This window comes from Gluconobacter sp. R75690 (assembly GCF_015244525.1).
Lineage (GTDB): Bacteria > Pseudomonadota > Alphaproteobacteria > Acetobacterales > Acetobacteraceae > Gluconobacter > Gluconobacter potus.
The window spans coordinates 89,038-100,551 of sequence record NZ_JABCQB010000010.1; the positions used below are offsets into that span (position 1 = coordinate 89,038).

Consider the following 11,514-nt stretch of genomic DNA (forward strand, 5'->3'; position numbering starts at 1 on the left):
TTTGTAAGCAGACAGAAGAAAGAGCCCCTATGGCAGACTACTATTCAAAATTCTCAGCCTTGATTCCATTCCGAAGCGTTGAAGCACGCGCGTGTGCGCTTGCGCTTCAGGACGCCCACAACGCTCAGTGGGAGGAGCGACAGCCGCATCACGACGAACACTACCGTTTTGGAGTGGAAATTGTGGATCCCGCGACAGACGGAACGGCACCTCTGTGGGTTCATGACGACGGTGGTAGCAATGTCGATGGACTGATTGAATTTGTCCAGGCGTGTGCCCGTCAAAAGCTCTGTGCAGGCAGAAGGTGGTCTGTGGTGTGGAGCTATGACTGTAGCAAGCCCCGCCTCGACGGTTATGGTGGTGGCGCCTGTGTCATCGATCTTGAAACAGGTGACTGTCTTGCCTCTCTCGATCTGGTCGACATGGCCGACAGCATCGCCAATGGAGATCATGAGACTGTGCGTATCGACGTCGGGATGGCCGCGACGGCGCACGACGTGCTTTGTCTGGAAATGGCGGCCTCAGACCGGACGGAGGATCTGTCAGAGGAAATCAAAACACTGAGTCCTCTTGTGCAGGCGCTGAAATCCGTTGCCGAACGCAGGACTGTGACATTGGTGGGATCGGGGCCGGACTAGGGTTCCGGGCCAGACTTGCGCGTAACGCCTGATCTGGCACAACAGGAGATCGGGGGCCGCCTGATGAGTCCGCGCGACGAAACGTCTGTTCAGGTTACGGGTCAGACGTCGCGGCCCCCGAAAATCGTAACCGGGTGTGGGTCGGGGGTCGCTTTGCCCACAGTCGTCAGAGTGAAAGGGGAAACCATGATCTTCGTGATCGTGGTGGACCGTAAGTGGTTTACGAAGATTCTTCGTAAAACGAAGAAGACCCTTCAGGCGGTTGCCACCGCACTGAAGAGCCTCTCCGAGTAAATCACTTAAGGTAAACCGGGCCGTGAGGTGTTTTTTCCCGAAGCCCCTCACGGCTCACCTCTGAACTTGGACGAACCGGTTACGATTTTCAAGGGCGGAGTCAGCATGGCTCCGCCCTTTTTCGTGCAGTGAGACGCTGCCTTGTTCCACAGGGCAGGACAGCCCGCGCAAGGAAAAAAGCCGAGAAAAGAGAGAAAGAGGAGAGGGCGCGGGTGCCAGAGCCTGTCTGTCGCCGCAAGGGGTGGTGTCCTCGGCTGACGCCTGCGGGACCGCCGCTGACGCGTCGCCCTTGCCCCGCCAGCCAGGCCCTGACCCCGGAGAGGACAGTTGAAGAGACATGAAGAGAAGGAGATCAGCATGTCCGAACACCCGACTGTCACCGTGGGCACCCGCGTCAGCACTATCCTGTACAACAGAGGCCGGGGCGTCGTGTATGCGGTCCATGGCACGCCGCGTCCCGAGACGATCCGACGCCTTGCTGGCGGCTTCATTGCCGCGGGGGGCAATGCCAGCTTTGACATCGTCTTCGCCTGCGGGAGTATTAGCAAAAAGCTGCCCGAGAGCATTCTGCACGGCGTGCAGTGGACGATCTTCCACGACGAGCCCAAGGCTGAGCCTGAGGAAATTGCGCAGCTGCGCGCTCATGCCGAAGCGTGCCGTGCTGAAAAGCAGGCGCAGAAGGAGCAGGCTGAGGCAGCCCACGCGGCCGAAATCGAGCGTCTGCGCACCGATCCCGAGTACGCCCATCTGGAGCAGGGATCGGACCAGAGCGGGGTGCTGGCAGGAAAGAACATCCGCCGCCTGCTGAAAGCCGCCCTGCCAAACCACAAATTCCGGGTGCGCAAAACCTCCTACGGGTCGGTGTCGATCAGCTGCGACGCTCCGCTGGACGATACGGAACACGAGACAGTTTCGAACATCAGAAAACGCTTCAGATCGGGGTTCTATGACGACGTGACGGATTGCCATTCCAAGCGCCGGAGCCCCTGGCAGGACGTCTTTGGCAGCGCCGAATACGTCTTCTGACCCCACCTTACCCCTTCACAGTTCTTCCAGGCCGCCGCGAGGCGGCCTTTGTCATATCTGGAGATCGACATGGCTTTCTTTACGCTCAGTGCTACGCCCGCCACCGCAAAGCGTGAGGGCTATTTCACCAGCACCACGATGGCGCTCATGTCCCATCTGGGAGAGCGGCGCGTTGTCGAGGCAAAGTCGGTGGATGGCCTCAAGCCGCTCATTCTGAGTTTCGGCCGCGACACCGCCCTTCAGCACCCTGGTCGGTCGTTCAAGATCATGGTCACGGTCAATCGTGGCAGCCGTAAGCCACGCGGCTTCGACGCGGCTTACGATTCCGAGGCGCTTGGCACCTCCGAATGGCTGGAAACCACGGTTGCAGACCCGGTTCCCCACGACGGCATGGCAGGTGTGGCCTCATGGGGAAGACGGTACACGCCATTCCGCATGGACGGTGCACAGCCGCGCGAAGCTTCGCTCACCGAGGCCGAACGCCTGTCTGACGACGGCCATCTCGGTTTCAAGGGATGGGCCGCGGAAGTCGCGGCCATTCTCGACACCATTGGCGCACCTGCGACCGCTTTGGGCTGCGAGACCCGGGACGCTCTGGTGTCGCGCTATCGCGCCCACCAGCATCCTGCCCTGGCCGCCGCCGTCCTGACTGCGTCCTCAATGGCCGAGCATCTGGCCGCCTGAGGCCAATGCAGGGGAGCGGATAATGCCTCCCCTGCCAGATCCTGCAGTTTAAAAAAGAGCGAGTTTTCCATGGTCGATGAAAACCTTCTCCAGATTGAGACCTGTCTTCTGGAACGTCGCAAGGTTCATCTTGGCATTGCGCCGGATGGGCGCGTCTATCTGCGTGTAACGTCGTTCTGGCCGAAAGAGGCCGCCCAGCACTGGCACGGCCCCTATTCGGACCGACAGGCGGCGGAGACGGATTTCCGAACCCGGACGCAGCCGCCACGCGTTACGCGCGCCCAGATCGCCGAGGCGAGCCGCCGCGGGGAGCATGGCACGGTCGAGGGTGTCCCCATGATCGTCCTGAGGCATCGCTGGACGGGCCACCTGACCCTGACGGCCTATCAGCTGGTGGATGAGGCCGGGCAGGAGAAATCCGCGCGCCAAAATGGACACATCTGACCCCCTTATCGTCACCCGCGCGAGCCGGGTGGAGGGAGAGCAGGAAGAAGAAAGAGGGAAAGAAGCAGAAGGAAAGAGGGGCAGCACAGGCTGTCTGCGCTGGCAAAGGGTGGGTCTCCACGCGTCCTCGCCCTGGCGGGCTCCGGGTCGTGGAGATCCCGCCGCTGCGCGGCGCCTGTGCCATCGCAGCCATCCTGTGCCTGTGCCGGAGAGGTCATCAGAGAAAAGAGATGACGGCAACAGGAGTGACCTTTCATGCAGATTTCCCAGCAGACCCTTCAGGACATCAAGGACGTTGTCGGACTGGCCGGTGGGGTCTTCGGTTTTCTCGCCCTGGTCTTCGCCTTTACGTGCCTGCCGAGCTTTCTGGCGGGGCCGGTGCCCCATCATTATCTCGCCTCGGCATCGCACAGCGCTCACCCCCGCGGCTGAGTCTTCACGTTTCCGAACGCACCCACGCCCCGCCATCGTGCGGGGTTTTTCCATTTCTGATCCCAGGAAATATCCCATGATCGTCACCTTCGACCGCGCGCTGATCGAGCGCCTTCTTGCCCATGCCGAGGTTGCGTCGGAACGACGTGCCACGCTGACACAGCTTTTTGACAAGAGCCTGCGCAAGCCTGGGCATGGCGCGCGCGAATGGGGCCGTCCGGAAGACATTGATCCCGCCAAGATCCCTGCGGGTCTGTGGTTGGTTGGAGATCACGGGATCTACATGATGTCGAACGGGCTTCCCCTTCTGCCGTCCGATGACGGTCAGAAGCCCAATTTGTGCGCGTATGCGCGCGAGGCTGACCCGGCACAGAACGCGGGCAGGGCTCATGACGTCAAGCGACAGGCTTTTGGCGGGGATGACGGATGCGAGTTCCTGGAAGCTGCGCTTGTACGACGGGCCCTCAGCAAGGTGTCCGGTGACACACTGCGGCTGAACATTACGCCTGAAACCCTCAAAATTCTGGCCTGACTGGCCTTCCTTGCAATCCTTCAGGAGTGAAAGAATGTCCGATCTTATGCCTGTTCCCCACGAGCAGATCTGGGCCTCGGCCGTGGCGGTGGCCGCTGACAGCGTGGAGCAGCTGAGACGCTGCGATGTCGACCGCGTCGTCTCCCTTGTTGACGCGGCGGATCGCAGCGCGCTGACAGGCTGGCTGATCGCGCAGCGGCCCGATCTTGCGGGCGCTGTCGCGGAGGCTCTGTCCGCGCTCGTCCAGGAGGCTTACGCATGAGCCTGCTGTTGCCATACCTGCGGCGCGTCCGCATTGAGGCCGAGGGCCTGACGGCCACCCAGTGGAGCACAGCGCAGGACAAAGCGAAACTGGCCAATGCAATCCTCGCCTTTGTTGCGAAAGGATTGCCGGAGGAGGGGTTCAGCAAGGCGCTGTACCAGCGCGCCAGCCAGATGTGGGGGTTTATCGCCTGCTTTAACCGGAACGGCTTTGCGGGCCGGTATTTCAGCACAACGCAGGGGCGTCTCGCCTTCCTCGATCAGATCATTGCGCGTGGCGGGATCGGCGATCCCGCCTGGACCTGGTCAGACGTGGAAAGCCGGATCGCGGCTCTTCTGGTCGAGCATCAGGTGCTGGACCTGTACCGCTCCGAACTGCGGCAGGAGACTGTCCGAGGCGAACAGGCGCTGTTGCGCAGGCTGATCGACCGTCACGGCGTGCCGGCCGATCATGCAGGCCGCATCTCACTGGCTCCGGCGTTGGCTGCGACCCTGTCCCGGCAGCAGCCTGTTCAGATGGGTCTGCTCTGACACGTTGCGCTGTCCGTGGCGGCGCAGGAGTCCGGATCGTCGATCAGTCCCTGAACGACCTCCCATCCGCCGAGAATATTCTGGGCCGTCTCCCAGGCGACGATCTCGGCGCGAAGCGCCTGCGCAAGATCGTCATAGATGCCGTCGCGCTGCGGATCTTCGATCTCACGGCGCTCCGCCTGCTCCGTGAGGGACCGTGCGTCGGAAACCCGGGCCAGTGCCCGAGAAACAAGCTGCGACAGCCAGTCAGACGCCATGCGCTGACGACCCTCACGTGTGTCGGGCAAAGGCGTGGCTTCGAAAATCTGTCGCGCCCTCTCGCGTCCGAACGCGCGGAGGCGCTCAACCTGTCGGGGCGGTGTCACGGCCCGGATTTCGGCAAGCGACCGCAACTGCGTCTCGGGCAGGATTGCGTCGGTGAGCGCGTCCAGGGTCGGCGCACGACGTCGCTCCTGCGGAAAGCGGATCACCGTGGCGGTCTGATCTGTCTGTGCACTCATCGGTGTCCTCCTGTCGTTGTGCGGTAAGCGTAAAGCGCGCCACAAATAAAAGTCAATAAAAACAATAAGATACCGGCATTATTTGGCCCTCGCGAAAACCTCTGGGGGCCAGAAAAGAGACGCGCGCGAAAGAGAAAGAGGAGGGAGGGAAGGGGCTCTCATGGGGCAGGCGTCGCAGCAAGGGTGCGTCGCTCCGCTCCCGGCGCACAGCGCCGCCCATGCCACGCCACCCGCCCCATGAGGCTGCCAATCGGGAACGAAATATTCCGAGAGAGGCAGAACATGTCCAAGCGCAGGAAAACAGATCTGACAGCAGTCCGTAAAAAGGCAGAGGTCTTTGGGCCGGATACGGTTCTCTTTGCAGATCTTGAACTCGGAGAAACCTTCCGCATGGCTGGGGCAGAGCTGGGAGCCGTGTATCGAAAGGTTCGCCGCAACCACTACATGCACGACGGAAAGCGATGCCTTGCGAGCGACGGTCGGGCCGTCAAGCGCGCTTCCCTGCCTGGGACGGAAGACTGAGACCACTCTCCCGATCCTCTCCTTCCTCCACTGACATCAGGGCCGCAGCGCGGCCCGCATCCGGTCAATAAACACAAGAAAGGAACCGCATCGTGCAGATCCAGATGCTCACCCCTACGTCCAGTTTTCTTCCCGCTCTTGAGGCGCCCGTCTTTCACCGCGCCGTCTCGGCAGGCAAGACCATTGGCCGCGCACGGCGCTTTTACGCGGAAGCCGATCTTCTGGCTGACGACGCGAATGATGTTCGTCTCGGAGCGGCGCTACGGGCTGCATTGAGGCGGGACGCCAGCACCGCACACCGCTCGGCACAGCGCACGCTTCTGAGTGTCTGCCATTGAGAGCCGCGCACCTGCACTCACAACAGGCCGTGCGATCCTGCGACCTGAGACAGACGCTTCGAGGAAGAAAAGGATGGGCCATGCGGCTTCCGATGACAGGGTTGACCCTGGCAAGCCTGCTATGGGCAGGCATAACCCACGCGGCCGCTGCAAAGTGCTCCACTTTCGGCGGAGACGGTCAGCTCCCGGTTCTGACTAACGCAGCGCTTGGGCAGAAGATCGTGCTTCTGTGCAATGACGGCTTTGCTGTCCTGCACTCGGGGATCAGTCATGGCCCCCTGTGGACGGCAGAGCATCTGACCGAGGAAGGCCTGGAGCGCAGCATGCAGATCGGCCGGGTCCTCCGGTTCTTTCATGCCGATCCCCGTCTGTCCTTTGAGGACAGGGCCGAGCTGAGCGACTACCGCGCGTCGGATTATGACCGCGGCCATATGGCCTGTTCGGCGGACGAAGACAGTCTTCAGGCGCAGGAGCAGAGTTTTTCGCTCGCCAATGTTGTTCCCCAGACCCCGGAACTGAATGAAGGCATCTGGACGGGCGTGGAAATGGCGGTGCGTCGTCTCGCACAGCGCGAAGGCGAGCTTTACGTCGTGACCGGTCCGGCATTTGAAGCGTCGGTCAAGACCATCGGATCGCATCGGGTTTTTGTGCCCTCTGCGACCTGGAAGGCTGTTTACGATCCTGTCGAGGACGAAGCAGGCGCGTATTTCTGTCAAAATAGCAGCCAACCAACCTGTACGATCATCAGCATCGGCGCGTTAACCCAGGCGACGGGTGTAGATCCTTTCCCGTCTCTTCCCGATGAGATCCGTCAGACGGCCATGACGCTGCCTCGACCCCTTAAAAGTCCTTATGCTGATCGCATCCGGCCTGCTTCCGGAAGCCCTGTGCTGGAGACCATGCCATGAGTTTTATTCCTTTCCTTGACGCAGGCGAAAGTGTTCAGATCGATGACCTGACGATTGAGAACGGCACTGAGCGGATCGCCCTGTACGGACGCCTCGAAATTCGAAGGGACCGGATCGGCCTGCCTGCAGGATATTCAGGCCCTGAAGGCTCAGATCGACGCCATTGCGCGCGAGCTCGAGGGATCGGCTCACCTTCCCGAGCGGGCGCGGAGCGCACACCAGACAAGCGTGATGCCCAGCCCTTCATGGGGCGGAGCTGTGCATGAAGGGGCGGGAGCCTCTGCCAGGAAAGGTCTGGAGTGCCACAAGCCTCGCTCCGGACAAGACGACCTTCCACCCCAGCTTCCTCCGCGCCCTTCGGTTGCTCCGTGCAGCCGGGTCCCCTGAGAAGGCATCGTGTCCTGCGCTGCGTTTGTGACGGACCTGGCAGTGTCGGGACGAAAGGCGTCGCTGCGCTTGCTTTCGCCCCTTTTGCCTCCGGCACGGGTCGAACGAAAGGCTTGTTTAAGTATTCGTTAAGTGTGTGGCGATGATGTTTGTATGTTGGCAAGTTACCGCAAATAAAACCGATAAAAACCGCAGTAAACAGCCGTTTTTCCCTTGCAATACTTGCGGATTTTTCGTAAATTAAACCCAGATCACAGGGGCGTTGAGGCCGGTTCTGACCGTTGCGCCGCCCCGAAGCGAGAAAGGATGACGATCATGGCACGCTTTGAGCCGTTCAGACTGTCTGATGACGACCGGACCGACATTGTCAAAGGCGTCTCCTGTGCTCTGCTGCTTGAGCGCCATGGCTATCTTCTCGACAAGCCCGAAAGCACGCGGAACGCTCTGAAATACCGTGCGGGAAAGGGCGAGACGATTATCGTCAACCATGAAGGCCGTGGCTGGTGGGATACGGGATCGGACGAAAAGGGAGATGTGTTCTCCCTGATCCAGCGCCTGACGCCCGGTCTGAAGTTTCGCGATGCCTGTCGGGAACTGGGTCAACTGGTAGGTATTGAACCAAAGGGGGCAGAATACGTCCGCGAGCGTCAGGCCAAAACGCCAGACGTTGCTCCGGCCGAGCGCTGGCAGGCCAGGAAAGAGCTCAAATCCGGCACGAAGGTCTGGGCGTATCTCACCGAGGAGCGCTGCCTTCCGGAATGGGTTCTGCGTCGGGCCAACATGACCGGCTGCATCCGGGACGGCTATCACGCCGCCTGGTTCTGCCACCGGGATGCGGCGGGAGCGGTCTGCGGTGCGGAACTGCGCGGTCCGGACACCAAGGGTATCTGTCTGTCGGGTACGGTCAAAACGCTGTTCCGGTTCCAGCCCGGCCTTGGCCGAACGGTCCGTCGGCTGGTGGTGAGTGAGTCCGCCATTGATGCCCTGTCCTACGCCGCCCTCGACAGCGAGCGCACGCGCGAAACCCTGTACTGCTCGACCGCAGGTGGCATGGGACCGGAGACGGTCGAAGCCCTCACGGCCGAGCTGGCTGAAATGGCAAAAGATCCGGCTGCCGTTCTGGTGGCTGCAACCGATAATGATGAAGCCGGCAACCGCTATGCCGCGCGCCTTGCAGAGCTGGGCCGCGAAGCCGGTGTCCGCGTGATCCGCCGTATTCCCCACGGTGGCTGCAAAGATTTCAACGACGCCCTGAAGACTGTTGTGGCCGCCGCCCGCGCCGCCTGAGGAGAGACTGATGACGAATGACAAGGCACGACGGGAAATGGAGGCGCTGTTTCCCGGGCATGAAAAGAATGACGCTCTGAGAACGGCCTTTCTGGCGCACCCGGATGCGGACCATTATCTGCGCCGGATGCCAGACCTCGGATGTCGTATTCCCTGGGCGCTGGTAGAATACGGTCCTGAGACGGATCGGCGTCAGGGTCTCGTGGTTGGCGGACGCTGGAGTGCGGCAGGCTGGGATCTCTCCGGACGCATCGTCCTGTTTGTTCAGTCTCCAACCGGAGACAGTGGGTTCCTGACCTGCCGGGCGGGGGAGCAGCAGCTTGTCCTGATTGGCACCGTTCCCGGAAGCACGCCTCATCCTGACCGTCCGGATGCCGTCACACTTCTGGGAGATGTCGCAGAACTGACCGCCGCCTGGCATGCCGATGTAGAGACAACCCGCGCCTGGCATACCTGGGCTCTGCTGCACAATCAGCCGCCTTTCCCGCAGACCTACGCCGAGATCGCGTTCGGCGATGATGTGCTGCGCGGTCTCGTGGTCGGAGGCACGGTCCTGGCGGAGGGGACATGGGACTTCGGGCAGGAGTTCGACCTGATGGTCGAGCCGGACATGATCCTCAGCCTTGATGGCCGCCGTGCGACGCGGTGCGAGGTTCTTCATGGCACCCGGGAGCAGGGACGTGGTCGTGGATAATCATCTCTCAGGATTGACCCCCTCCCAGGCAGACGCCGCGCATCAGACAGGACCGGTTGTTGTTCTGGCGGGTGCCGGGACCGGCAAGACCAAGACGCTTGTGGCCGGTATTGTCGACCGTGTCGTCAAGCGCCGGATGTCGCCTGACCGCATTCTGGCCGTGACCTTTACCAACAAGGCGGCCGGGGAGATGAAGACGCGGATCGCGGCGGCCCTGAACATCGCGCAAGCCCCGTACTGGGTGGGCACCTTCCATGCGCACGGACGCCGTCAGCTGCGGACCGACCCCGACATTGCCGGTCTGCGTCCGGGGTTCGACGTCTGTGACAGCGAAGACAGCACGAAGATCGTGCGCAGGCTCCTGGAAAAGGCGATTGAAGCAGGCGTCATGAATGCCGATGACGGAGAGACGTTTCGCAAGCGTGTGAAGTCCGTCAGCTCGCGCATCGCCATGCTCAAGGAAAACATGGTTCTTCCCCCGGATGCCGTGGCCTGGGTCGAGGGACGGATTGCGACGGATGCCATCACCGAAGGCGATGACATCATGGTCTGGCGGGATGCGGCCGTGCTCTATCCTGCGTATCAGGCGATGCTGCGCGAAAGCAATCGCGCGGATTTTGCAGACCTGCTGCTGTGGCCTACCGTGACCATGCTCCGCGACGAACGCTACAGACGGGACTGGGCGGACCGGTTTGACTGCGTGCTGGCCGATGAGTTCCAGGACGTCAACCGGCTCCAGTTTCTCTGGCTGAAATGCCTGTCCAAAGACCACAACGAGCTCTTCGTTGTGGGCGACGATGCGCAGTCGATTTACGGCTGGCGTGGGGCCAATGTCCGGATTATCCGAAGCTTTCTCAAGGAGTTTCCGACCGGACGCATGATTGCTCTGGAGCAGAACTTCCGTTCGACCGGTCACATCCTGTCAGCGGCCAACGCAGTGATTTCTCACGACGCTAACCGGCTGGAGAAAACACTGTATACCGCGTCCGGAGATGGGGAGCCAGTGGATATTCTGCGACACACCGGCAGCCAGGACGAGGCCTCCGGGATTGCCGCGGAGATCGGACGTCGCGCCCTGGAAGGCGTGCCTTACGAGGACATGGCGGTGCTCTATCGCTTCAACCATCTCTCCCGGCTGCTGGAAGAGTCTCTGTTGCGCGCAAAGATCCCTTACGAGCTGGTCAATGACACCGCCTTCTGGCAGCGCGGCGTGGTCAAGGATGCGCTCGCCTTCCTGCGTCTGACATGTTTTCCGTATGAGCGGCAGTCAGATGAGGCATTCCGCCGGATCGTCAATCAGCCCGCCCGGGGGATCGGGGCCAAGGCCATGGCGACATTCGAACAGGTCGCGGATGAGGAGGCGATCTCGCTGTACGAGGCGGCGGAGCGCACGGTGCAGGGACGCACTGGCAAAGCTGCTGACAAGCTGCGCGGCTTTCTGGACGTGATCCTGAAAGGCGCCCGCAGTGGCGAGCCCAGTTTGGGAGAGCGTCTGAGGGTTCTTGTAGAAGAGAGCGGGTATCTCGCGATGCACCAGGCAGCCGGGGACGATGGCCGCACGGCGCTCGAAAACCTGCACGAGCTTCTATCGCTCGCCAACGAGTTCAGCTCGGTGGAGGAGCTGTTCGACCATGCGGCCCTTGGCTCGGAAAGCAGCGGCGATGAGAGTGTCGGCCGGGTCAAGCTGATGACCATTCACGGATCAAAGGGTCTGGAGTTCGGGCATGTCTTTCTGATCGGGTGGGAAGACACACTGTTCCCGTCGCGCACGAATATTGACCCGGCAGAAGAACGCCGTCTGGCCTATGTCGCACTCACCCGAGGCCGCCAGCGCGTTAGCGTGTCCTGGTGCGAGTTTCGTCGGGGCGAGCAGGCCAGTCCGAGCTGTTTCATCGACGAGATCCCGCTCCAGGCGCGGCGGGATGGCTGGGGGCGCAATCTCAGGCGCCGTCCCGCGCTCCAACGGGGAACGGCTTTTAATCGGCAGGCTCAGAGAGAGGCGATGGGGTTCTGACCACTCACGTGCTGCGACTGAC

The 11,514-nt window shown here is 61.6% G+C and carries 17 protein-coding genes; 16 read left to right on the forward strand and 1 reads right to left on the reverse strand.

Features of this window, described 5'->3' with window-relative positions; all coding sequences use genetic code 11:
- The first annotated feature begins 29 nt into the window (after positions 1–29).
- From HKD27_RS12170 to HKD27_RS12210, 9 genes are all read left to right on the forward strand, one after another.
- On the forward strand, positions 30–638 hold the full coding sequence (locus tag HKD27_RS12170) for a hypothetical protein (protein ID WP_062016346.1): 609 nt from the start codon (positions 30–32) through the stop codon (positions 636–638).
- Between the two features lie 63 nt (positions 639–701).
- On the forward strand, positions 702–932 hold the full coding sequence (locus tag HKD27_RS12175) for a hypothetical protein (RefSeq protein ID WP_194689961.1): 231 nt from the start codon (positions 702–704) through the stop codon (positions 930–932).
- 357 nt (positions 933–1,289) lie between these two features.
- Entirely contained in the window at positions 1,290–1,958 is a 669-nt protein-coding gene (locus HKD27_RS12180; protein WP_194689962.1) for an LPD29 domain-containing protein, read from the forward strand.
- Between the two features lie 69 nt (positions 1,959–2,027).
- Complete coding sequence (locus HKD27_RS12185; protein WP_194689963.1) at positions 2,028–2,642, forward strand: hypothetical protein; 615 nt, start codon at positions 2,028–2,030, stop codon at positions 2,640–2,642.
- 69 nt (positions 2,643–2,711) lie between these two features.
- On the forward strand, positions 2,712–3,086 hold the full coding sequence (locus tag HKD27_RS12190; protein WP_194689964.1) for a hypothetical protein: 375 nt from the start codon (positions 2,712–2,714) through the stop codon (positions 3,084–3,086).
- 255 nt (positions 3,087–3,341) lie between these two features.
- Positions 3,342–3,518, forward strand: coding sequence for a hypothetical protein (locus HKD27_RS12195; RefSeq protein WP_194689965.1), 177 nt, complete (start codon positions 3,342–3,344; stop codon positions 3,516–3,518).
- Between the two features lie 76 nt (positions 3,519–3,594).
- A complete protein-coding gene (locus HKD27_RS12200) occupies positions 3,595–4,050 on the forward strand; it encodes a DUF3085 domain-containing protein (protein WP_228518557.1) in 456 nt (151 codons plus the stop codon).
- 34 nt (positions 4,051–4,084) lie between these two features.
- Complete coding sequence (locus HKD27_RS12205; protein ID WP_011251416.1) at positions 4,085–4,312, forward strand: hypothetical protein; 228 nt, start codon at positions 4,085–4,087, stop codon at positions 4,310–4,312.
- Complete coding sequence (locus HKD27_RS12210; RefSeq protein WP_194689966.1) at positions 4,309–4,842, forward strand: hypothetical protein; 534 nt, start codon at positions 4,309–4,311, stop codon at positions 4,840–4,842. The genes HKD27_RS12205 and HKD27_RS12210 overlap by 4 nt, the downstream gene beginning before the upstream one ends.
- Here the strand turns inward: HKD27_RS12210 and HKD27_RS12215 are convergent.
- On the reverse strand, positions 4,824–5,342 hold the full coding sequence (locus tag HKD27_RS12215) for a hypothetical protein (RefSeq protein WP_194689967.1): 519 nt from the start codon (positions 5,340–5,342) through the stop codon (positions 4,824–4,826). The genes HKD27_RS12210 and HKD27_RS12215 overlap by 19 nt on opposite strands.
- Positions 5,343–5,624: 282 nt before the next feature.
- Here HKD27_RS12215 and HKD27_RS12220 point away from each other — a divergent pair, with 282 nt between their 5' ends.
- The 7 genes from HKD27_RS12220 (at position 5,625) to HKD27_RS12250 (ending at position 11,492) form a co-directional block, all read left to right on the forward strand.
- On the forward strand, positions 5,625–5,864 hold the full coding sequence (locus HKD27_RS12220) for a hypothetical protein (RefSeq protein WP_194689968.1): 240 nt from the start codon (positions 5,625–5,627) through the stop codon (positions 5,862–5,864).
- Between the two features lie 92 nt (positions 5,865–5,956).
- Positions 5,957–6,202, forward strand: a complete 246-nt coding sequence (locus tag HKD27_RS12225; protein WP_194689969.1) for a hypothetical protein — start codon at positions 5,957–5,959, stop codon at positions 6,200–6,202.
- An 80-nt stretch (positions 6,203–6,282) separates the two neighbouring features.
- A complete protein-coding gene (locus HKD27_RS12230; RefSeq protein WP_062493446.1) occupies positions 6,283–7,110 on the forward strand; it encodes a DNA/RNA non-specific endonuclease in 828 nt (275 codons plus the stop codon).
- Positions 7,107–7,376, forward strand: coding sequence for a hypothetical protein (locus HKD27_RS12235; protein WP_194689970.1), 270 nt, complete (start codon positions 7,107–7,109; stop codon positions 7,374–7,376). Before HKD27_RS12230 ends, HKD27_RS12235 begins: the two co-directional genes overlap by 4 nt.
- 436 nt (positions 7,377–7,812) lie before the next feature.
- Entirely contained in the window at positions 7,813–8,784 is a 972-nt protein-coding gene (locus tag HKD27_RS12240) for a DUF3991 and toprim domain-containing protein (protein WP_194689971.1), read from the forward strand.
- A gap of 10 nt (positions 8,785–8,794) precedes the next feature.
- A complete protein-coding gene (locus tag HKD27_RS12245; protein WP_194689972.1) occupies positions 8,795–9,478 on the forward strand; it encodes a hypothetical protein in 684 nt (227 codons plus the stop codon).
- A 13-nt stretch (positions 9,479–9,491) separates the two neighbouring features.
- Positions 9,492–11,492 (forward strand): ATP-dependent helicase, encoded by a 2,001-nt coding sequence (locus HKD27_RS12250; RefSeq protein ID WP_228518558.1) that lies wholly within the window; start codon positions 9,492–9,494, stop codon positions 11,490–11,492.
- Positions 11,493–11,514 lie beyond the last annotated feature (22 nt).

Coding starts and splice junctions, on each gene's coding strand:
- HKD27_RS12170 (WP_062016346.1), top strand. CDS start 30: ATGGCAGACTACTATTCAAAATTCTCAGCCTTGATTCCATTCCGAAGC.
- HKD27_RS12175 (WP_194689961.1), top strand. CDS start 702: ATGAGTCCGCGCGACGAAACGTCTGTTCAGGTTACGGGTCAGACGTCG.
- HKD27_RS12180 (WP_194689962.1), top strand. CDS start 1,290: ATGTCCGAACACCCGACTGTCACCGTGGGCACCCGCGTCAGCACTATC.
- HKD27_RS12185 (WP_194689963.1), top strand. CDS start 2,028: ATGGCTTTCTTTACGCTCAGTGCTACGCCCGCCACCGCAAAGCGTGAG.
- HKD27_RS12190 (WP_194689964.1), top strand. CDS start 2,712: ATGGTCGATGAAAACCTTCTCCAGATTGAGACCTGTCTTCTGGAACGT.
- HKD27_RS12195 (WP_194689965.1), top strand. CDS start 3,342: ATGCAGATTTCCCAGCAGACCCTTCAGGACATCAAGGACGTTGTCGGA.
- HKD27_RS12200 (WP_228518557.1), top strand. CDS start 3,595: ATGATCGTCACCTTCGACCGCGCGCTGATCGAGCGCCTTCTTGCCCAT.
- HKD27_RS12205 (WP_011251416.1), top strand. CDS start 4,085: ATGTCCGATCTTATGCCTGTTCCCCACGAGCAGATCTGGGCCTCGGCC.
- HKD27_RS12210 (WP_194689966.1), top strand. CDS start 4,309: ATGAGCCTGCTGTTGCCATACCTGCGGCGCGTCCGCATTGAGGCCGAG.
- HKD27_RS12215 (WP_194689967.1), bottom strand. CDS start 5,342: ATGAGTGCACAGACAGATCAGACCGCCACGGTGATCCGCTTTCCGCAG.
- HKD27_RS12220 (WP_194689968.1), top strand. CDS start 5,625: ATGTCCAAGCGCAGGAAAACAGATCTGACAGCAGTCCGTAAAAAGGCA.
- HKD27_RS12230 (WP_062493446.1), top strand. CDS start 6,283: ATGCGGCTTCCGATGACAGGGTTGACCCTGGCAAGCCTGCTATGGGCA.
- HKD27_RS12235 (WP_194689970.1), top strand. CDS start 7,107: ATGAGTTTTATTCCTTTCCTTGACGCAGGCGAAAGTGTTCAGATCGAT.
- HKD27_RS12240 (WP_194689971.1), top strand. CDS start 7,813: ATGGCACGCTTTGAGCCGTTCAGACTGTCTGATGACGACCGGACCGAC.
- HKD27_RS12245 (WP_194689972.1), top strand. CDS start 8,795: ATGACGAATGACAAGGCACGACGGGAAATGGAGGCGCTGTTTCCCGGG.